Source organism: Rathayibacter sp. AY1C2 (assembly GCF_002931195.1).
In the GTDB taxonomy this organism is placed as follows: Bacteria; Actinomycetota; Actinomycetes; order Actinomycetales; family Microbacteriaceae; genus Rathayibacter.
Genome location: NZ_PSWG01000001.1, coordinates 224,246 through 243,519, shown reverse-complemented (window position 1 = coordinate 243,519; position 19,274 = coordinate 224,246). Strand labels below are relative to the sequence as shown.

Sequence of the window (19,274 nt, the reverse complement as noted above, 5' to 3'; positions counted from 1 at the left end):
GGACCCCCGGGCGCTGAGGCAGGCATGGTCTCGCGCATCGGCTTCCTCTCCTTCGGCCACTACCAGTCCGTCCCCGGGTCTCAGACCCGCTCTGCTCGCGACGTCCTCCTCCAGACGATCGAGCTCGCGGAGGCGGCGGAGGAGATCGGCATCGACGGCGCCTACGTCCGCGTGCACCACTTCGCGCCGCAGCTCGCCTCGCCGTTCCCGCTGCTGGCGGCGATCGCCGCGCGCACCCGCCGCATCGAGATCGGCACCGGGGTCATCGACATGCGCTACGAGAACCCGCTCTACATGGCGGAGGAGGCGGCCGCCACCGACCTGATCTCCGACGGCCGGCTCGAGCTCGGGGTCAGCCGGGGATCGCCCGAGACGGCCCTGCGCGGGTCCGAGGCGTTCGGCTTCGTCCCCCCGGAGGGGATGACCGACGCCGACCTCGCCCGGCAGAAGGTGCGGATCCTCCGGGAAGCGCTCGCCGGGGCGCCGGTCGCGCAGTCCGATCCTGCGATGACGCGCCAGTCGCTCCCGCTCTCGATCGAGCCGCGCTCGCCCGGCCTCGAGGACCGGATCTGGTGGGGTGCCGGCAGCTTCGCGACCGCGCGCTGGGCGGCCGAGCAGGGCATGAACCTGCAGTCGTCGACCCTGCTCCTGGAGGAGGAGGGCGTGCCCTTCGACGAGCTGCAGGCCCGCCAGATCCGCGAGTACCGCGCCGCGTGGAGCGAGGCGGGCTGGGAGCGCACCCCGCGCGTCTCCGTCTCGCGCAGCGTCCTCCCGATCACGAGCGATCTCGACCGCCTGTACTTCGGCGGCCGCGGCGAGCAGGACCAGGTCGCCACCCTCGAGGGCGTCCGCGCCCGCTTCGGCCGCAGCTACACGGGCGAGCCGGACGCCGTCGCCGCCGAGCTCGCTGCGGACGCCGCCGTGCAGGAGGCGGACACGCTGCTGCTCACCGTTCCCAACCAGCTCGGGGTCGAGTACAACGCGCGGCTCCTGCGCACTGTCGTGGAATCGATCGCTCCGGCTCTCGGCTGGTCGCCGGCAGCAGTGGGCGTCTGACACCGAGGCTCGGTCCGTGCGGGAGGGCCCTGCGGTGCAGGAGCGCCCGTCCGCTGCAGAAGCGCCGTCCGATGCAGCAGCCGCCCCGTCTCCTCGTGAGGAGCCGGGGCGTCTGCACTCTCCGCCCACAGCATCCCTCCCGCCGGCGCGAGGAGGGAGGTGCCGGAAACGACGGAACCCCCCGCCTCTCCGAGGAGAGACGAGGGGTTCCGATCAGTGTGTCCGAGGGGGGACTTGAACCCCCACGCCCTATACGGGCACTAGCACCTCAAGCTAGCGCGTCTGCCATTTCCGCCACCCGGACGAGTGTTTCCTTCGACCTGCGTTTCCGCGGCCGAAGAAGACATTAGCACGGTTCCGGAGCCTCTCACGCCACCTCCCGGCCCACCGTCCTCCGCGCGCCGTCGAGCCCGCGCCGGTACCGTTGCCCGCATGTCCGACAGCATCGACAGCGCGCCCGTGACCGACAGCACCCTCGACGAGACGGCGCTCATCGCGCGCGATCTCATCCGCTTCGACACCAGCAACTACGGCGACGGGAAGGCGGAGCCGGAGCGCCCGGCCGCGGAGTACGTCGCGGCGAAGCTGCGCGACCTCGGCCTCGAGCCCGAGCTGATCGACTCCGACCCGGGACGCACGAGCGTCGTGGCGCGGGTCGCCGGGGAGGACCGCGAGCGCGGCGCCCTCGTCGTCCACGGGCACCTCGACGTGGTGCCCGCCATCGCCGACAACTGGAGCGTCGACCCGTTCGGCGGCGAGATCAAGGACGGCATGCTCTGGGGCCGCGGCGCGGTCGACATGAAGAACATGGACGCGATGATCCTCGCCTCGCTCGGCGACATCCTCCGCGAGGGGCGGCGCCCCTCCCGCGACCTCGTCATCGCCTTCTTCGCCGACGAGGAGGCGGGCGGCGTGCGGGGATCGGGATTCCTGGCCCGTGAGAGGCCCGAGCTGTTCGCCGGAGCGACCGAGGCGATCAGCGAGGTCGGCGGCTACTCGATCGAGCTGGCCGGCAAGCGCGCCTACCTCGTGCAGACGGGCGAGAAGGCGCTGATGTGGCTGACCCTCCGCGCGCACGGCACGGCGGGGCACGGCTCGCAGATCAACTCCGAGAACGCCGTCACCCGGCTGGCGCAGGCGATCGCCCGCATCGGCAGCGAGGAGTGGCCCACGCGCCTCACCGACACCACGCGCGAGCTGCTCGACGAGGTCGCCCGCCTGCTCGGCCACGACCCCCAGCGCAGCACTCCGGAGGAGCTGGCACTCGCCACCGGCACCGCCTCGCGCTTCATCGCCGCGACGCTGCGCACCACCGCCAATCCGTCGATGCTGTCGGCCGGCTACAAGGCCAACGTCATCCCGGACACCGCGGAGGCCACCATCGACGTGCGCGTCCTCCCCGGCGAGGAGGATTCCGTGCTCGAGCGCCTGAAGGTCCTCGCGGGCGAGAACGTCGAGATCCTCGTCCAGCACCGCGACATCGGACTCGAGGTGCCCTTCGCCGGCCCCCTCGTCGAGAGCATGGCCGCCTCGATCCGCCGGTTCGATCCGGGCGCCGAGGTCCTCCCGTACCTGCTCTCCGGAGGCACCGACAACAAGGCGCTCTCGACGCTCGGCATCACCGGATACGGGTTCGCGCCGCTCCAGCTGCCGTCGACCCTGGACTTCCCGGCGCTGTTCCACGGGGTCGACGAGCGCGTTCCACTGGACGCACTAGTGTTTGGCAGGAAGGTCCTGACCGATCTCCTGCTGAGCTCCTGACGGCGCCGCGGACCGGGTCAGCACCGACCGATCCCGACCGACTGCTGGCCGACGACGCCCCAGCCCTCCTCGAAAGTGACGCATGGGCCTGCTCGACGCGCTGATCCTGGGACTCGTCCAGGGTCTGACCGAATTCCTCCCCATCTCCTCCAGCGCCCACCTCCGGATCGTCAGCGAGCTGCTGCCCGGTCTCGGCGGCCGCGACACCGGAGCCGCGTTCACCGCGATCACGCAGCTGGGCACCGAGACCGCCGTCATCATCTACTTCTGGCGCGACATCGTGCGGATCGTGTCGCACTGGGCGCGCTCCCTCGTCGGCCGGATCCCGCGCTCGGACCCGGACGCCCGCATGGGCTGGCTCATCATCCTGGGCAGCCTTCCGATCATCGTCCTCGGCCTCGTCTTCCAGGACGCGATCGAGACGACCCTCCGCTCCCTGTGGGTGGTGGCCACCACCCTCATCCTCTTCGGCATCCTGCTCGGCATCGCCGACGCGGTCGGCGCGAAGAAGCGCCGCCTGCGCGACCTGGGCGTCCGCGACGGCCTGATCTTCGGAGGCGCGCAGGCGCTCGCCCTGATCCCCGGCGTCTCGCGCTCGGGAGGCACCATCACCGCCGGCCTCTTCCTCGGGTACGAGCGCAAGGCGGCGGCGCGCTACTCCTTCCTCCTCGCGATCCCCGCGGTGTTCGGCAGCGGTCTCTACCAGCTGTACAAGAGCATCAGCGACCCGGTCGTGCTCCCGAACCAGGTCCAGGTCGGCGGGCTCGAGACCCTCGTGGCGACCATCGTCGCGTTCGTGGTCGGCTTCGTCGTGATCGCGTTCTTCATGAGCTACATCTCCCGCCGCAGCTTCCTCCCGTTCGTCGTGTACCGCATCGTGCTCGGCGTCGTCCTGATGGTCGCGCTCGCCACCGGCCTGATCGCCGCCTAGATGCGCGCCTGGACCGCCGCCGACGTCCCCGCCCTGCCCGGCCGGGGGAGCGCACCGCGCCTGCACGACACGGCGACCGCGGGCCCCGTCGAGCTCGACGCGCCCAGCGGAGTCGCGAGCCTCTACGTCTGCGGCATCACGCCCTACGACGCCACCCATCTGGGGCACGCGTCGACCTACCTCGCCTTCGACACGGTCCAGCGTGTCTGGCTCGACGCGGGCTACACGGTCGAGTACGCCCAGAACGTGACCGACGTCGACGACCCGCTGCTCGAGCGTGCGACGGCCACCGGTGTCGACTGGCGCGACCTCGCCGAGGAGCAGGTCGAGCTGTTCCGCGGCGACATGGCCGCCCTGCGCGTCCTGCCTCCGCAGCACTACGTCGGAGTCACCGAGACCGTGGATCCCATCGCGGAGGCGGTCGCCCGCCTGGAGCGCGACGGCGTCGCCTACCGCGTCGCTGCTCCGGACGCGGCGGAGGAGGGCGCGAGCGACCTCTACTACGACATCGCCGCGGCCGAGAGCGCCGTCTGGCACCTGGGCAGCGAGAGCCGGCTCGACGCGGAGTCGATGGCCCGCTTCTCGGCGCTGCGCGGGGGCGACCCGGAGCGCGCCGGCAAGCGCGACCCCCTCGATCCGCTGCTCTGGCGGGCCGAGCGCGCCGGCGAGCCCGCCTGGGACGCCGAGGTCGGCCGCGGCCGTCCGGGCTGGCACATCGAGTGCTCGGTGATCGCCCTCGACCGGCTCGGACCCGAGTTCACCCTGCAGGGCGGCGGCAGCGACCTGGTCTTCCCGCACCACGAGTTCAGCGCAGGCCACGCCGCTTCGCTGTCCGGCCGTCCTCTGGCCCGCGCCTACGCTCACGCCGGGATGGTCGCCTACCAGGGCGAGAAGATGAGCAAGTCGCTCGGGAACCTGGTGCTGGTCTCCCGTCTGCGGAGCGAGGGCGCGGACCCGCGGGCGATCCGCCTCGCGCTCCTCGCGCACCACTACCGCTCCGACTGGGAGTGGCTGCCCGAGGACCTGCCGTCGGCCGAGGCGCGCCTGGCGCGCTGGGAGTCGGCCCTCGCCGCCGTCGGACCGCGCTCGGCGCTCGAGGTGCTGGCGCAGCTGCGCGAGGCGCTGGCCGACGACCTCGGCACTCCGGCCGCCCTCGCCGTCGTCGACGCCGCACTGACCGAGGGCGTGGACGACCCGTCGCTCCTGCGCGACGCGGTCGACGCCCTGCTCGGGGTGCGCCCGGCCTGAACCCCGTCAGGCTCGAGTCCCGGACGGCTCGAGTCCCGAACGGCTCGAGTCCCGTCAGAGCGGCCCGGAGTGTCATCGGTCGGGAACAGTCCAGTGATCGACGACCGTCTCGGACGAGCGGGCGCCGGCGGAGGCTACGGCCGCCAGGGCTCCTCGCCGGAGCGGCCGTCGCCGCGCCGGCGCAGGTAGCGCTCGAACTCCTGGGCGATCGCCTCGCCGCTCGCCTCGGGCGAGTCGACGGTGTCGCGCGCCTGCTCGAGCTGGGCGATGTACGACGCCATCTCCTCGTCCTCGGCGGCGAGGGCGTCGATGCCGCGCTCCCACTCCTCCGCCTCCTCGACGAGGTCGCCGCGGGGGATCGCCAGGCCGACGACCTCCTCGAGCTTCTCGAGCAGCGCCAGCATCGCCTTGGGCGAGGGCGCGTTGTGCACGTAGTGCGGGACGGAGGCCCAGATCGAGACGGCGGGGATGCCGACCTTCTGCGCGGCCTCGCCGATCACGCTGAGGATGCCGACCGGCCCCTCGTAGCTGGAGCGCTCGAGCTCGAACGAGCTCCGCAGCTCCGCGTTCTCGCTCGAGGCGAAGATCGAGATCGGCCGGGTGTGCGGGACGTCGGCGAGCATCGCGCCGAGGAAGACGACGGCGGAGATGTCGATCGCGAGCATGGCGTCGACGACCTCGGCGGCGAAGCTCTTCCAGCTGCGCGAGGGCTCGGTGCCGATCATGAGGTACAGCGCGCTCTCGGCGTCGACCGAGGTGTCGGCCGGGCCGAAGATCTGGGTGCCGGGCCAGGCGAGGCTGCGGCGGCCGTCCTCTCCGATCGAGAGCATGGGGCGGGTGTACTGGAAGTCGTAGTACTGCTCGGCGTCGACGGCGAAGAGGGGCACGTACTCCCCGGCGTCCTTGACCAGCCGCAGCGCGCCGCTGGCGGCGTCCCCGGCGTCGTTCCAGCCCTCGAAGGCCACGACCAGGACGTTCCCCGTGATCACGTTCATAGGCAGGATCTCCGCGTTCGGCTCGATGTGCGGGGAGCGCACACCGCGCCTGTCCCTCCGTCCAGGATAGGACCGCCCCCGGCCCCGGCCGTCCCGTCCGGCGGGATCGGCCGCGCTGTTCGCTCTCGGCCCGCGGCCGGGGAGGGGCGCGGCCCTGCCGGTACCATGGTCGCTCGTGACTCCCGAGACCTCCGCCCGGCCGCTGTCCTCCGAGCCGCTCGGAGGAGCGTCCGCCCCCGCCGCCGTCCTCTGGGACATGGACGGGACGCTCGTCGACACCGAGCCGTACTGGATGGCGTCGGAGCACGCGCTCGTCTCCTCCTTCGGCGGAGTGTGGACCCACGAGGACGCGATGGGACTCGTCGGCTCGGGCCTGCCCGCCGCCGCCCGCATCCTGCAGGGCAAGGGCGTCGACCTCTCCGTCGACGCGATCATCGACCGGATGACCGACGAGGTCGTCGACCAGCTGGCCGTGAGCATCCCGTGGCGACCGGGCGCGCTCGAGCTGCTGCGCGCGGTGTCCGAGGCGGGAGTGCCGCAGGCGCTGGTCACGATGTCGATCTCGCGGATGGCCGCGGCCGTCGTGGACCGGATCCCGTTCCCCGCCTTCGCCGCCGTCGTCAGCGGCGACATGGTCGAGCGCAGCAAGCCCCACCCCGAGGCGTACCTCCTCGCCGCGAGCACCCTCGGTGTCGACATCACCGCATGCGTCGCGATCGAGGACTCCCTCACGGGCCTCGGCGCGGCCGTCGCCTCCGGAGCCGCGGCGATCGGCGTCCCGCACCAGCTGGAGCTGGATCCCGCCGCTCCCTATGCCCTCTGGCCCACTCTCGCGGGCCGCACCGTCGCGGACCTCGCGACGGTGTCCTCCGAGCACCGCGGCTCCGGCCCGGCCACGACCGAGACGGAGGCCCGCCGATGACCGGTGAGGCACTGCAGCATTCCGGACCCTTCCGCGCGGGAGACCGCGTCCAGCTGACGGGACCCAAGGGGCGGATGAACACCATCACGCTCGTTCCCGGCAAGGTGTTCCACACGCACCGGGGCGGCATCGAGCACGACACGGTGATCGGGCTGCCCGACGGCTCGGTGGTGACCAACACCGTCGGCGTCGAGCACCTCGCGCTGCGCCCCCTCCTCGCCGACTTCGTGATGTCGATGCCCCGCGGCGCGGCGATCGTGTACCCGAAGGACGCGGCCCAGATCCTCGCCCTCGCCGACGTCTTCCCCGGCGCCCGCGTGGTCGAGGCCGGTGTCGGCTCCGGTGCGCTCTCGCTCTGGCTGCTGCGGGCGGTCGGTCCGACCGGCCGGCTGTCGTCGTTCGAGCGGCGCGAGGAGTTCGCGGATGTCGCACGGGCGAACATCGAGACCTTCCTCGGCTACACGCCCGACAACTGGAGCGTCACCGTCGGCGACCTCGTCGAGGCGCTGCCCGGCACGGTCCCGTCCGGCGAGGCCGACCGCGTCGTGCTCGACATGCTCGCGCCCTGGGAGTGCCTCGACGTCGCCGCCGAGGCACTCACGCCCGGGGGAGTGCTCCTCTGCTACGTGGCCACCGTCACGCAGCTCTCGCGGACGGCGGAGGCGATCCGCGCCTCGGGCCTGTTCACGAACCCGTCGTCGAACGAGACCATGGTCCGCGGCTGGCACGTCGAGGGCCTCGCGGTCCGGCCGGACCACCGGATGATCGGCCACACCGGCTTCCTCATCACCGCCCGCCGGCTCGCTCCGGACACCGTGCTCCCCGAGCTCAAGCGGCGCCCGTCGAAGACGGACTTCAGCGACGAGGACGTGGAGGCCTGGACCCCCGGCGCGCTCGGCGAGCGCGCCGTGAGCCCCAAGAGCCTGCGCAAGCGGGTCCGCGAGTCCGCCACCAGCGCCGAGCTCTCCCGGGCCCGCGGGTTCGGCGAGGAGACCGCGGAGCCCGACGACGAGGGCATCCTCTAAGCTGTTCCCGGCCTCCGGGCCGTCTCCACCCCGGGCGTCACCGCTCCCCTTCTCTCGAATCGAGGACCCGTGCGCAGGACCACCGCGCTCATCGCCGGCATCGGCATCGTCGCCGCTCTCACCGGATGCACCGCGTCCTCCTCGCAGGCGGACTGCGACGCTCCGTTCTCCTCCGGCGACTCCTCGGCGGCGGTCAGCGCCACGGGCGACTTCGGAGCGAAGCCGGACGTCAGCGTCCCGACGCCGCTGAAGGCGGACGGCACGCAGGTCAGCACCCTCATCGAGGGCTCGGGCGCACCGCTCGAGAAGGGCCAGCTCGTCACCATCGACTACACCCTGGTCAACGGAGCGGACGGCACGGTCCTCGAGACCTCGCCCTACGACGGGTCGAGCACCGCCCGCTTCGGCGTCGGCGGAGCCGGGCTCGTCGGCCTGAACGAGGGCCTCCTCTGCACGCAGGTCGGCTCGCGCGTCGCCATCGCGATCGCCCCCGAGGACGGCTTCGGCCAGTCCTCGTCGCAGCTCGGCATCTCGGAGGACGACACGCTCGTGCTCGTCGCGGACGTCCGCGAGGCCTCGCTGGCCCGCGCGAACGGCGACGCCCAGCCCGCGCCCGACGGCTTCCCGACGGTGACGCTCGGCGATGACGGACGCCCGGGGCTCGCGAAGCCCTCCGGCGACGCGCCGACCGACCTCCGCATCGCCCAGCTCAAGAAGGGCGACGGCGACGTCGTCGCCGAGGGCGACCAGGTCGTCGTGGCCTACACCGGCTGGCAGTGGAGCGACGGGAAGGTGTTCGACTCCAGCTGGGAGAAGGGCGCTCCCGCCGTCTTCACGGCCGCCGACGGCTCGACCACCCAGGGCGGAGTCATCGCCGGATTCGCCGACGCCCTCATCGGCCAGCCCGTCGGATCCCAGGTCATCGCGGTCATCCCGCCGGACCAGGGCTACGGCGACCAGGGCTCCCCTCAGGGCGGGATCCCCGGCGGCGCGACGCTGATCTTCGTCGCCGACATCCTCGGAAAGGTCTGACCGGGCCCGGCCCTAGACTGGAGGGCGTGCCTTCCGACGCCCCGTCCTCGAGCCGCGTCCCGGCCGAGGAGCGTCTGTTCAACCTCGTGCTCGCGCTCGTCGCGGCCGAGAACGGACTGACGAAGGCCGACGTCCTCTCCACGGTGCAGGGCTACCGGCAGCGAGTGGGTAGGGGCGACCGGACCTCGCTCGAGCGCCAGTTCGAGCGCGACAAGGACGACCTGCGCGAGCTGGGCATCCCGATCGAGACGGTCGACGCCCCGGGCGACCCGGGCAACACCCAGACCGTCCGGTACCGCATCGCGAAGCGCAGCTACGACCTCCCGGCCGACCTGACCTTCGACCCGGAGGAGCTCGCGCTGCTCCGCCTGGCCGGGGCGGTCTGGCGCGAGGGGACGCTCTCGGCGGAGTCGCGGCGCGCGCTGATCAAGCTGCGCTCGATCGGGGTCGAGTCCGTCGACCCCGTCATCGGCATCAGCCCCTCGATCCGGGTCCGCGAGGCCTCGTTCGAGCCGCTCAACGCCGCGCTCGACCGCGGCCAGGTCGTCCGCTTCCCCTATCTGAAGCCCGGCGGTGAGGAGCCGCGCGTGCGCACCGTGCAGCCCCGCGCCCTGGTGAACCACCAGGGGCGCTGGCACCTCCACGGCTGGGACGAGGGCGCCGAGGGCACGCGGACCTTCCTCCTGTCGCGGATCGTCGGGCCGGTCGCGTCCACCGGACGCACCGCGCCTCCCGCGGAGGGGGACCACGCGGCGACCGCTCTCGCCCAGCTCGACGAGATCCTGCAGCGCAACAGCGCGCTCCTGCGCGTCGCCCCCGACTCCGACGCCTCCCTCCGTCTCGGCGGGCGTGCCGAGGCCGAGGGCGAGGGCCAGGGCCTGCTGCGCCTGCACTACACCGACCCGGACGTGCTCGCGGACGAGCTCGCCGGTCACGGTCCCGAGGTGCGGGTGCTCGAGCCGGAGGAGCTCCGCCGCCGCGTCCTCGACCGCCTCCGCCGCACCCTCGACGACCATGGAGGGGATTCTTGTGGCTAGACCCCGCTCCCTGCAGGCGCGCGACCGCCTGGCCGTCCTCCTCTCCCTCGTTCCCTATCTGCTCGACCGGGGTCGCGTCTCCGTCGCCGAGGTCGCCGCGCACTTCGAGATCCCGGAGGAGGAGGTGCGCCGCGCGGTGCGCCTCATCGCCGTCTCGGGCATCCCCGGCGAGACCGCGCAGTACCAGGCGAACGACCTCTTCGACATCGGCTGGGACGACTTCGAGGAGAACGACCACGTCGTCCTCACCCACCAGGTCGCGATCGACGACTCGCCGAGGTTCTCGGCGCGGGAGGCCGCCGCGCTCATCGCCGGCATGCAGTACCTCGCAGCGCTGCCCGAGAACCAGGGCAACGACCGGATCGCCTCGCTCATGGGGAAGCTCGCGCGCGGCGCCTCCTCGGCCCCGAGCGCGGTCGCGGTCTCGCGCGGCACGGGCGCGGACAGCGCTGTGGCGCTCCTGCGGACAGCGATGGGCTCGGCGACGCAGGTCGCTTTCGACTACCGCAGCGCCCGCGGCGAGACCGAGTCCCGGCTCGTCGACCCCTTCGTGCTCGAATCGGTCGACCGGGACTGGTACCTGCGCGGATGGGACCACCTCCGCGAGGGCGTCAGGACGTTCCGCGTCGACAGGATGCGCTCCCTCCGCGACACGGGGACGCCGATCGTCCGGCGCCGCAACGAGGTGACCCTCTCGGAACGGCTCTTCGAGGCCTCCGCCTCCGATCTCGTCGTGGACCTGCGCGTCGCCCCCAGCGCCGTCGTGCTGCTGGGCGACTACGCGGCCGACGCCGAGTTCCCCGATCCCGTGCCGGGGGAGGAGGACCACGGTGTCCTCGTCCGTCTCCGCGTCGCCCATCTGGAGGGACTGACGCGCCTGGTGGCGTCGTTGGCGGGTCTCGTCACCGTGGTGGCACCCCCCGAGGCGCGCACCGCGGTCGCGCACTGGGCGGCCTCCGCGCTCGCCGCGAACGAGGGGGAGCCGTCGTGACCTGGTGGTCGTGGATCCTGATCTGGCTCGGCCTCGCGCTGGGCGCTCTGGCGATGCTGGTCCTCTTCGCCCTCTCCTACTGGCGCAAGGGGAAGGTGCTCCTCGGACAGCTGTCCGAGGTCACCGCGAAACTCGAGACACTGAGTCCAGGAGTGACGGACGACCTGCCGCCCCGTCCTCCCTCGTCGCTGTTCGCCGATCGCGACGACGTGAGGCGTGCGCACGAGGGCCGACGTGACGCACGTCGCGACAGGATCGATCTCCGCCGGTCAGGACGGGTCGAACGGGGTAAGCTCCTCGTACACCGCAACCGACAAGTGAAGTGAGTCTGCAATGTTCGCTGGCCTCCAGGGGTGGCACCTCCTCATCATCCTCGCCGTGATCCTCCTCCTGTTCGGTGCGCCCAAGCTCCCGCAGCTGGCCCGCAGTGTCGGGCAGTCGATGCGGATCTTCAAGAGCGAGGTCAAGACCATGAAGGACGAGGACGGCACCGAGCGCCGTGAGTCGACCGAGGGGACCACCGGCACCGTCGCCGGATCCACCGGCTCGACCACCGGCACCGGCACCACCACGCCGCCCGAGTCCCCGCTCAAGTAATGACGTCCGTGGCACCGAAGAAGCCACGGACGAAGCGGACGAAGAACCCCGACGGGCGCATGTCGCTCGGGGCGCACCTCGTCGAGCTTCGCAACAGGCTCTTCAAGTCGGCGATCGCGATCGTCATCGCGTGTGTCGCGGGGTGGTTCGTCTCGGAGTGGGTCTTCGAGGCCCTCAAGGCTCCGATCTCCGAGGTGGCCTCCACCCAGGGCAAGGAGGCGATCCTCAACTTCCCGACGATCGCCGGTGCCTTCGACCTGCGGCTGCAGATCGCCATCACGGTGGGCATCGTCCTGGCGAGCCCGGTCTGGCTCTACCAGATCTGGGCGTTCCTCGTCCCGGGCCTGACCCGCAAGGAGATGCGGTACGGCCTCGGCTTCATCCTCACCGCCATCCCGCTGTTCTTCGCGGGCTGCGCCGCCGGCTGGTTCGTGTTCCCGCACATCGTGGAGCTCCTGACGAGCTTCACCGGCAGCAACGCGGCGAGCTTCCTCGACGCCAAGATCTACTACGAGTTCGTTCTCAAGCTCGTGCTGGTCGTCGGCATCGCCTTCGTGCTGCCCGTCTTCCTGGTGCTCCTCAACTTCCTCGGCATCCTCCCCGGCATGCTGATCCTCAAGTCGTGGCGCATCGCGATCATGGCGATCGTGCTCTTCACGGCGATCGCGACCCCCGCGGCCGACCCGATCTCGATGTTCCTCCTGGCCATCCCGATCATCTTCCTGTTCTTCCTCGCCTGCGGGATCGCGATCCTGCACGACCGGCGCGCCGCCAAGCGCCAGCTGGTGTTCGACGGCAGCCCCTCCGACCTGCCCGCGTGACCGAACCGTCTCCCGCCGAGCGGTTCGCCGCGTTCCGGACGCGCCAGGGCCACGCGAGGGTCGAGGCGTTCCGCTCGACCCTCGCGTTCGACCTCGACCCCTTCCAGTACGAGGCCTGCAGCGCGCTCGACGACGGCCACAGCGTCCTCGTCGCCGCGCCCACCGGTGCCGGCAAGACCGCGGTGGCCGAGTTCGCGATCCACCTGGCCATGCAGGACCCGACGGCCAAGGTCTTCTACACGACGCCGATGAAGGCGCTGAGCAACCAGAAGTTCCAGGAGTTCGTCGAGGACTACGGAGCCTCCGAGGTCGGCCTGCTGACCGGCGACTCCAACGTCAACGCGCGCGCCCGCATCGTCGTGATGACGACCGAGGTGCTGCGCAACATGCTGTACGCCGACTCGGACCTCCTGCGCGACCTCGCCTACGTCGTGATGGACGAGGTGCACTACCTCGCCGACCGCTTCCGCGGCGCCGTCTGGGAGGAGGTCATCATCCACCTCCCGCAGCGCGTGCGGCTTGTCTCCCTCAGCGCGACCGTGTCGAACGCCGAGGAGTTCGGCGACTGGCTCCAGACCGTCCGGGGCGAGACCGAGGTCATCGTCTCCGAGGAGCGCCCCGTCCCGCTCGACCAGCACGTCCTGGTGGGCGGCAAGCTGGTCGACCTCTTCGACTCCTCCGGACGGGCGGCGACGAACCGGGTGAACCCCGAGCTCGCCCGCATGGCCCAGGGCGGCTCCCGGGTCGAGCGCGGCGGCCGGGGCGGCCGCAACGGCCGAGGCGGTCGCGGCCGCTACCCGGAGCAGCGCACCGAGGAGCTCGTGCTGCGCTCGGAGGTCGTCGAGATCCTCCGCGGCAAGAACCTCCTCCCCGCGATCTTCTTCGTCTTCAGCCGTGCGGGCTGCGACCAGGCCGTGCGCCAGGTGCTGCGGTCGGGCGTGCGCCTCACCGAGCGCCACGAGCGCGACGAGATCCGCGCGATCGTCGAGGAGCGGTGCCGGACGATCCGCGACGAGGACCTCGCAGTGCTCGGCTACTGGGAGTGGCTCGACGGACTCCAGCGGGGCGTCGCCGCCCACCACGCCGGGATGCTCCCCGCCTTCAAGGAGGTCGTGGAGGAGCTGTTCCTGCGCCGGCTCGTGCGCGTGGTCTTCGCGACCGAGACGCTCGCGCTCGGCATCAACATGCCCGCCCGCACGGTCGTCCTCGAGAAGCTCGAGAAGTTCAACGGCGAGGCGCGCGTCCCGATCACACCGGGGGAGTACACCCAGCTCACCGGCCGGGCGGGCCGTCGCGGCATCGACGTGGAGGGCCACTCGGTGATCCAGTGGCGCGGCGGGATGGACCCCCAGGCGGTCGCGTCCCTCGCCTCCCGGCGGACCTACCCGCTCAACTCCAGCTTCCGCCCCAGCTACAACATGGCCGCGAACCTGATCGAGCAGTTCGGGCGGGTGCGCACGCGCGAGATCCTCGAGTCGTCGTTCGCGCAGTTCCAGGCCGACCGGTCCGTCGTCGATCTCGCCCGCCGGGTCCGCCAGCAGGAGGAGTCGATGGCGGGCTACGTCACGGCGATGCAGTGCCACCTGGGCGACTTCGAGCAGTACGCGGCGATCCGCCGCGAGATCGGCGACCTCGAGCGCCGGGGCGCGGTGCGCGGCGAGTCCGCGTCCCACGCCGAGCGCGAGAAGCGCCAGGGACAGCTCACGAGCCTGCGGCGCCGGATGAAGGCGCACCCGTGCCACGCCTGCTCCGACCGCGAGCAGCACGCGCGCTGGGCCGAGCGCTGGTGGAAGCTGCGCCGCGAGACCGACGAGATCGAGCGCCAGATCCGCTCGCGCACCGGCGCCGTCGCCCGCATCTTCGACCACATCACGGACGTGCTGCTCGAGCTCGGCTACTTCCGCCGGGACGAGGTCGGCGAGCTCTCGCTGACGCCTAACGGTCGCACGCTCCGCCGGATCTACGGGGAGCGGGACCTGCTCGTCGCCGAGTGCCTCCGGAAGCAGGCGTGGACGGAGCTCGATCCGGCCGGCCTCGCGGCGATGGCGTGCTGCCTGGTCTTCGAGCCTCGACGCGAGGAGGGGACGCTCGGCGAGCAGTTCCTGCCCCGCGGCGCGTTCCCCGAGGCGCTGGAGAGGACCCAGCTGCTGTGGGCCCGGCTCGACGACGTCGAGCGGGAGCACCGCCTGCCGGGCAGCAATCCGATCTCGACGAGCCTGGCGCTGTCGATGAACATGTGGGCCAAGGGCATGCCGCTCGACATGGTGCTCCGCGAGTCCGACATGGCCGCCGGCGACTTCGTGCGCTGGGCGAAGCAGACCATCGACCTCCTCGATCAGCTCTCCGTCGTCGCCGAGGGCAAGGTCGGCCGCGCTGCCCGGACCGCCCTCGACCTGGTCCGCCGCGGCATCGTCGCGTACTCGACCGTCGCATGACGCCGGTCGCTCCTCCGCCCGACGGGCGGACCGTTCCGCTGTGGGTGGCGCTGCCCCTCGCCGCCCTCGGCGGCGCCGTGCTCGACCGCGGCTTCCCCGACTCCGATGTCTGGCCGCTGGCGATCGTGGGCGCCGCGGCGATCCTGTTCGCGCTGGCGGGGCGCGGCTTCTGGAGCGGGGCCCTCGTCGGCCTCGTCGGCGGAGCGGTCTTCTGGGGCGTCCACATCGAGTGGCTGACCCTCTACCTCGGCCCGGTCCCGTGGGCGGCCCTCGCCGGCCTGCAGGCGATCTTCTTCGCGGTCTCCGCGGGGCTGATGGCGGTCGTCTCCACGCGCGGCCACCGCGCCTGGACGGGACCGCTCGGCCGGATGGTCGGCCTCCCCGCCCTCCTGGCGGCGCTCTGGATCGGGCGCGAGTCGATCACCAGCGTCTGGCCCTACGGCGGTTTCGCCTGGGGCCGCCTCGCGATCTCGCAGTCCCTCGGCCCGCTCGCCGGTCTCGCGGCGTGGATCGGCTTCGCCGGCCTCGGCTTCGTGGTGGCGTTCCTCGCGGCCGTGCTCGCGCAGGCCGTCCGCGAGATGTCCGTCCCGGCCTCCTCTCGCGTCAGCGCTCTCGCCGGCTTCGCGATTGTGGCGCTGGTGTTCCCCGCCTGGCCGGCACCCACGGAGGGCACGACCCGGATCGCCGCCGTCCAGGGCGACTCCGATGCGGGCCTGTTCTCGCAGAGCTACCGTGGGCAGATCCTCGAGGACCACACCTCGGCGACGCTGCCGATCCTCGACCAGGACGTCGACATGGTGGTGTGGCCCGAGAACGGCGTCGACATCGATCCGACCCGGAACGCCCAGTCGGCCGCCGTCCTCGACTACCTCAGCCGGACGATGGACGCGCCGTTCGTCGTGGGCACGATCACGAACCCCTCGGACGACGTCTTCTACAACAGCTCGCTGCTCTGGAAGGCGGGGGAGGGGGCGACGCAGGTCTACGACAAGGTGCATCCCGTCCCGTTCGCCGAGTACATGCCGGACCGCGCGTTCTGGCGGATGTTCGCTCCGGACCTGGTCGACCTGGTGAGCCGGGACTACTCGATCGGCACCCGTCCCAACGTCTTCGACGTGAACGGCGTCCTCGCAGGCATCGCGATCTGCTTCGACATCTCGGACGACGCGCTGACGAACGCGATGGTCGACGGGGGAGCCCAGGTCATCCTCGGGCAGACCAACAACGCCGACTTCGGCCGGACGGACGAGAGCGTCCAGCAGCTCGCCATCGCTCGCCTGCGGGCCATCGAGACCGGGCGCAGCGTGGTCAACATCTCGACCGTCGGGACGAGTGCGATCATCGGGCCGGACGGCGCGACGATCGACTCCCTGACATGGTTCGAGCCGGGTGCCATGGTGGACGAGGTCCCCCTCAGCTCCACCACGACCCCGGCTCTGGTGTGGGCGCGAGACCTCGGCTGGTACTTCCTGGCCGCCGGTCTCATCGGCATGGTCTCGTTCGTCCTCAGGACGCGCGAGCCGCGACGCCGTTCCCGCTGACCGGCGCTACGCGCCGATCTTGTGCTCGCCGCGCCTGGCGCGCAGATAGGCGAGCCGCTCCTCGAGCAGCTCCTCCAGCTCCGCGCGGGTCCGGCGCTCGAGCAGCATGTCCCAGTGGGTGCGCGGAGCCTTCTGCTCGCCCTTGTCCACGACGACCGGCTTCGAGTCCACCATCAGAGTGGCCTCGTGACCGCAGGAGCGGCACTCCCAGGTCTCCGGCGCTTCCGCATCGGCCGAGAACACCATGTCGGTGTCGTGGCCGCAGTTCGCGCAGTGGTACTCGTACGTCGATCGCGGGGAGAAGACGACGCCTTCTTCGCTCTGCAGGCTCTGGGATCCGAGCCGCATTCCTCGCAGGCTTCGATCTGCCATTGTGTGGTCTCCTCTCGCTGTGCTTCCCCAGTGTCAACGTCGTACCTGGAGGTGGTCTTCCCGTCCCTGCCATTGCCAGAGAATCCTCAGGTCGGAGGCGTATTCCGCGGTTCCTGAGGGCGTGGCTGACGGGCGCTGAGGAAGGCGTCGACGGCCGCTCGGGCGAGGTCGGTGCGGTCGGTCACGAGCCCGTCGATCCCGAGCGCGAGGAGCTGCTCCATCCGCTCCGGATCGTCGATGGTCCAGAGGTGGATCTCGCAGCCGGTCACCCGCAGCCGGGCGAGGATCCGCGGCTCGGCGACGCGGAGGCCGAGCGCGCGCTCGGGCACCTGGAGCGCGTCGATGCCGCGGAGAGCGAGACGCACGGGGAGGGCGGCGCCGAGGTGGGCGGCGACCAGGGCGACGACGAAGCGGACCGCCGACGCCGAGGTCGCGGCGCCGGGAAGACGGCGGAGGGCCGCTGCTCGACGGATCTCGGAGAACGAGGTGATCAGGACGCGCTCCGCGGCGGCGGCGCCGGACACCGCCGCGACGACCGGGTCGATCGCGTCCCGCGACTTCACGTCGATGTTGAAGCGCGCGCGGGGGAGTGCGGCGAGGGCCTGCTCGAGAGAGGCGAGCCGGGCGCCGCCCGCCAGTCGGAGGTCGGCGAGCTCCTCCCACCGGGTGGCGGCGACGACGTGGCGGCGGCCGGAGCGGTCGATCACCTCGGCGTCGTGGACGAGCACGGCGACCCCGTCGAGGGAGGCGCGCGCGTCCGTCTCGAGGAGGTCCGCACCCGCGGCGAGGGCGCGCTCGAAGGCGGCGAGCGTGTTGCCCTCGGCCTGCGGGCCGAACCCGCGATGCGCGATCACCCGGGGGGTCGGCCCGCTCAGGGCGAGGGGTCGCTCAGGGGTGCGCATCGCGGACCGGGTCCGTGGCTAGACGGCCGGCGGCGGGGGAGTGGGCGCCGAGCCGAGGGCTCCGTCGGTCGTCGCGGGCGCCACGGGGGCGAACGTGTCGGATCCGGGCACGACAGGCGTGGAGCCGACGGACCCGGATGCGGCAGGCGCGGAAGCCGCAGGCGCCGACGGGGGTGCCGCGTCCTGCGGGCGGACCGCCGGGGCGGACTGGCCGCGCTGGCCGAGCGCGCCTCCGATGCCCTTCAGCGCCTCGGTGAGCTCGCTCGGGATGACCCAGAGCTTGTTCGCGCTGCCCTCGGCGATCTTGGGGAGTGTCTGGAGGTACTGGTAGGCGAGGAGCTCGCTGTCGGGGCGGCCCTCGTGGATGGCGTGGAAGACGGTGGTGATCGCCTTGGCCTCACCCTCGGCCCGCAGGACCGCCGCCTTCGCCTGGCCCTCCGCAGCGAGGATCGCGGCCTGGCGCTGACCCTCGGCGTTCAGGATCTGGGACTGCTTGGTGCCCTCGGCGGTGAGGATCACGGCTCGACGGTCGCGCTCGGCGCGCATCTGCTTCTCCATGGAGTCCTGGATGGAGAGGGGCGGGTCGATGGCCTTGAGCTCCACGCGTCCGACGCGGATGCCCCACTTGCCGGTGGCCTCGTCGAGGACGATGCGCAGCTGCCCGTTGATGTTGTCGCGGGAGGTCAGCGCCTCCTCGAGGTTCAGGCCGCCGACGACGTTGCGGAGCGTGGTGGTGGTCAGCTGCTCGACCGCGCCGAGGTAGTTGGCGATCTCGTAGGTCGCCGCGCGGGCGTCCGTCACCTGGAAGTAGACGACCGTGTCGATGGAGACGACGAGGTTGTCCTCCGTGATCACGGGCTGGGGCGGGAACGAGACGACCTGCTCGCGCAGGTCGATCAGCGGGCGGACCCGGTCGATGAACGGCACGACGAGATTGAGGCCCGGCAGCAGGGTCTTGTGGTACTTGCCGAGGCGCTCCACGACCCCGGCGGTGGCCTGGGGGATGATGCGGACCGCTCGGAAGAGGACGACCAGGGCGAAGAGGACGACGGCGGCGACGACGACGATCGTCACGACGGAGGACGGTGTCACGGTGTGCTCCTTTCGGCGGGGACGACGACCGCGGTCGCGCCCTCGATGGCGGTGACGACGACTCTCTCGCCGACTCCGAGTGTGCGGTCCTCGACGAGCGGGGACAGGCGGACGGTCCAGGTCTCGCCGTTGGCGAGCTTGACCTGGCCGGCTCCGGGGCCGGCGAGGACGACGCTGCCGGAGAGCCCGAGGAGAGCGTCCGCTCCGCTGGGGGTGGGATCGCCGCCCCGCTTCAGCAGCCGCAGCAGCGGCGGACGGACGGTGAACAGCAGGAGGGCGGCGAGGACGGCCGCGACGGGGACCTGGACCCAGAAGGGAGCCCCGACCAGCCCGGTCAGCAGTCCGCCGATGCTGCCGACGGCGAGCATCAGGAACGTGAACTCGAGAGTGATCATCTCGACGATCACGAAGATGAGGATCAGCCCGAGCCACAACATCCACGCGTACTGGGTGACAGCGTCCATGCTGTGTGCTCCTTCCCCTCGACGAGCATTCCCAGGCTATCAACGCCCCCCG

Annotated in this window: 19 protein-coding genes and 1 tRNA gene; 14 read left to right on the top strand and 6 right to left on the bottom strand. The window is 71.8% G+C overall.

Annotated features, from left to right (window positions below; genetic code table 11):
• The first annotated feature begins 24 nt into the window (after positions 1–24).
• Entirely contained in the window at positions 25–1,056 is a 1,032-nt protein-coding gene (locus C5C55_RS01130) for an LLM class flavin-dependent oxidoreductase (protein WP_104232608.1), read from the top strand.
• Between the two features lie 219 nt (positions 1,057–1,275).
• Here the strand turns inward: C5C55_RS01130 and C5C55_RS01125 are convergent.
• A tRNA-Leu gene (locus C5C55_RS01125) sits at positions 1,276–1,360 on the bottom strand.
• A gap of 128 nt (positions 1,361–1,488) precedes the next feature.
• Here C5C55_RS01125 and C5C55_RS01120 point away from each other — a divergent pair.
• The 3 genes from C5C55_RS01120 to mshC all read left to right on the top strand — a co-directional run bounded on the left by C5C55_RS01120 (position 1,489) and on the right by mshC (position 4,996).
• On the top strand, positions 1,489–2,817 hold the full coding sequence (locus tag C5C55_RS01120; RefSeq protein WP_181067716.1) for a M20/M25/M40 family metallo-hydrolase: 1,329 nt from the start codon (positions 1,489–1,491) through the stop codon (positions 2,815–2,817).
• Between the two features lie 82 nt (positions 2,818–2,899).
• Entirely contained in the window at positions 2,900–3,748 is an 849-nt protein-coding gene (locus C5C55_RS01115) for an undecaprenyl-diphosphate phosphatase (protein WP_104222008.1), read from the top strand.
• Positions 3,749–4,996: a cysteine--1-D-myo-inosityl 2-amino-2-deoxy-alpha-D-glucopyranoside ligase gene (mshC, locus tag C5C55_RS01110; protein ID WP_104222010.1), complete on the top strand. Its 1,248-nt coding sequence runs from the start codon at positions 3,749–3,751 to the stop codon at positions 4,994–4,996.
• Between the two features lie 134 nt (positions 4,997–5,130).
• Here the strand turns inward: mshC and C5C55_RS01105 are convergent, their stop codons facing one another.
• Positions 5,131–5,991 (bottom strand): proteasome assembly chaperone family protein, encoded by an 861-nt coding sequence (locus C5C55_RS01105; RefSeq protein ID WP_104222142.1) that lies wholly within the window; start codon positions 5,989–5,991, stop codon positions 5,131–5,133.
• A 175-nt stretch (positions 5,992–6,166) separates the two neighbouring features.
• On the opposite strand from C5C55_RS01105, the gene C5C55_RS01100 reads away from it, so the two are divergent.
• From C5C55_RS01100 to lnt, 10 genes are all read left to right on the top strand, one after another.
• Positions 6,167–6,913, top strand: a complete 747-nt coding sequence (locus C5C55_RS01100; protein WP_258072479.1) for an HAD family phosphatase — start codon at positions 6,167–6,169, stop codon at positions 6,911–6,913.
• Positions 6,910–7,938, top strand: a complete 1,029-nt coding sequence (locus C5C55_RS01095) for a tRNA (adenine-N1)-methyltransferase (protein ID WP_104222012.1) — start codon at positions 6,910–6,912, stop codon at positions 7,936–7,938. Before C5C55_RS01100 ends, C5C55_RS01095 begins: the two co-directional genes overlap by 4 nt.
• Before the next feature lie 69 nt (positions 7,939–8,007).
• Positions 8,008–8,970: an FKBP-type peptidyl-prolyl cis-trans isomerase gene (locus C5C55_RS01090; RefSeq protein WP_104232607.1), complete on the top strand. Its 963-nt coding sequence runs from the start codon at positions 8,008–8,010 to the stop codon at positions 8,968–8,970.
• 26 nt (positions 8,971–8,996) lie between these two features.
• Positions 8,997–10,007: a YafY family protein gene (locus C5C55_RS01085; RefSeq protein ID WP_104232606.1), complete on the top strand. Its 1,011-nt coding sequence runs from the start codon at positions 8,997–8,999 to the stop codon at positions 10,005–10,007.
• Complete coding sequence (locus tag C5C55_RS01080; protein ID WP_104283651.1) at positions 10,000–10,998, top strand: YafY family protein; 999 nt, start codon at positions 10,000–10,002, stop codon at positions 10,996–10,998. Before C5C55_RS01085 ends, C5C55_RS01080 begins: the two co-directional genes overlap by 8 nt.
• The gene (locus tag C5C55_RS01075; protein WP_104232604.1) at positions 10,995–11,324 is read left to right on the top strand and encodes a hypothetical protein; all 330 of its coding nucleotides are present in this window, start codon (positions 10,995–10,997) and stop codon (positions 11,322–11,324) included. Before C5C55_RS01080 ends, C5C55_RS01075 begins: the two co-directional genes overlap by 4 nt.
• Before the next feature lie 7 nt (positions 11,325–11,331).
• Positions 11,332–11,595 (top strand): Sec-independent protein translocase subunit TatA, encoded by a 264-nt coding sequence (gene tatA, locus C5C55_RS01070; protein WP_104232603.1) that lies wholly within the window; start codon positions 11,332–11,334, stop codon positions 11,593–11,595.
• Positions 11,595–12,416, top strand: coding sequence for a twin-arginine translocase subunit TatC (gene tatC, locus C5C55_RS01065; protein ID WP_374952911.1), 822 nt, complete (start codon positions 11,595–11,597; stop codon positions 12,414–12,416). The genes tatA and tatC overlap by 1 nt, the downstream gene beginning before the upstream one ends.
• Complete coding sequence (locus C5C55_RS01060; protein WP_104232602.1) at positions 12,413–14,851, top strand: RNA helicase; 2,439 nt, start codon at positions 12,413–12,415, stop codon at positions 14,849–14,851. Before tatC ends, C5C55_RS01060 begins: the two co-directional genes overlap by 4 nt.
• Positions 14,848–16,392, top strand: a complete 1,545-nt coding sequence (gene lnt, locus C5C55_RS01055) for an apolipoprotein N-acyltransferase (protein ID WP_104232601.1) — start codon at positions 14,848–14,850, stop codon at positions 16,390–16,392. Before C5C55_RS01060 ends, lnt begins: the two co-directional genes overlap by 4 nt.
• Before the next feature lie 6 nt (positions 16,393–16,398).
• Here the strand turns inward: lnt and C5C55_RS01050 are convergent, their stop codons facing one another.
• From C5C55_RS01050 to C5C55_RS01035, 4 genes are all read right to left on the bottom strand, one after another.
• On the bottom strand, positions 16,399–16,764 hold the full coding sequence (locus C5C55_RS01050; protein WP_068207052.1) for an RNA polymerase-binding protein RbpA: 366 nt from the start codon (positions 16,762–16,764) through the stop codon (positions 16,399–16,401).
• A gap of 86 nt (positions 16,765–16,850) precedes the next feature.
• A complete protein-coding gene (locus C5C55_RS01045; protein ID WP_104232600.1) occupies positions 16,851–17,666 on the bottom strand; it encodes a glycerophosphodiester phosphodiesterase family protein in 816 nt (271 codons plus the stop codon).
• A gap of 18 nt (positions 17,667–17,684) precedes the next feature.
• Positions 17,685–18,740, bottom strand: a complete 1,056-nt coding sequence (locus C5C55_RS01040; protein WP_374954227.1) for an SPFH domain-containing protein — start codon at positions 18,738–18,740, stop codon at positions 17,685–17,687.
• 14 nt (positions 18,741–18,754) lie between these two features.
• Complete coding sequence (locus C5C55_RS01035; protein ID WP_104232598.1) at positions 18,755–19,222, bottom strand: NfeD family protein; 468 nt, start codon at positions 19,220–19,222, stop codon at positions 18,755–18,757.
• Between the last annotated feature and the right edge of the window lie 52 nt (positions 19,223–19,274).

Excerpts from the sequence above, each read along its gene's own strand:
- C5C55_RS01130 (WP_104232608.1), top strand. The coding sequence starts at position 25 with ATGGTCTCGCGCATCGGCTTCCTCTCCTTCGGCCACTACCAGTCCGTC.
- C5C55_RS01120 (WP_181067716.1), top strand. The coding sequence starts at position 1,489 with ATGTCCGACAGCATCGACAGCGCGCCCGTGACCGACAGCACCCTCGAC.
- C5C55_RS01115 (WP_104222008.1), top strand. The coding sequence starts at position 2,900 with ATGGGCCTGCTCGACGCGCTGATCCTGGGACTCGTCCAGGGTCTGACC.
- mshC (WP_104222010.1), top strand. The coding sequence starts at position 3,749 with ATGCGCGCCTGGACCGCCGCCGACGTCCCCGCCCTGCCCGGCCGGGGG.
- C5C55_RS01105 (WP_104222142.1), bottom strand. The coding sequence starts at position 5,991 with ATGAACGTGATCACGGGGAACGTCCTGGTCGTGGCCTTCGAGGGCTGG.
- C5C55_RS01095 (WP_104222012.1), top strand. The coding sequence starts at position 6,910 with ATGACCGGTGAGGCACTGCAGCATTCCGGACCCTTCCGCGCGGGAGAC.
- tatA (WP_104232603.1), top strand. The coding sequence starts at position 11,332 with ATGTTCGCTGGCCTCCAGGGGTGGCACCTCCTCATCATCCTCGCCGTG.
- tatC (WP_374952911.1), top strand. The coding sequence starts at position 11,595 with ATGACGTCCGTGGCACCGAAGAAGCCACGGACGAAGCGGACGAAGAAC.
- lnt (WP_104232601.1), top strand. The coding sequence starts at position 14,848 with ATGACGCCGGTCGCTCCTCCGCCCGACGGGCGGACCGTTCCGCTGTGG.
- C5C55_RS01050 (WP_068207052.1), bottom strand. The coding sequence starts at position 16,764 with ATGGCAGATCGAAGCCTGCGAGGAATGCGGCTCGGATCCCAGAGCCTG.
- C5C55_RS01045 (WP_104232600.1), bottom strand. The coding sequence starts at position 17,666 with ATGCGCACCCCTGAGCGACCCCTCGCCCTGAGCGGGCCGACCCCCCGG.
- C5C55_RS01035 (WP_104232598.1), bottom strand. The coding sequence starts at position 19,222 with ATGGACGCTGTCACCCAGTACGCGTGGATGTTGTGGCTCGGGCTGATC.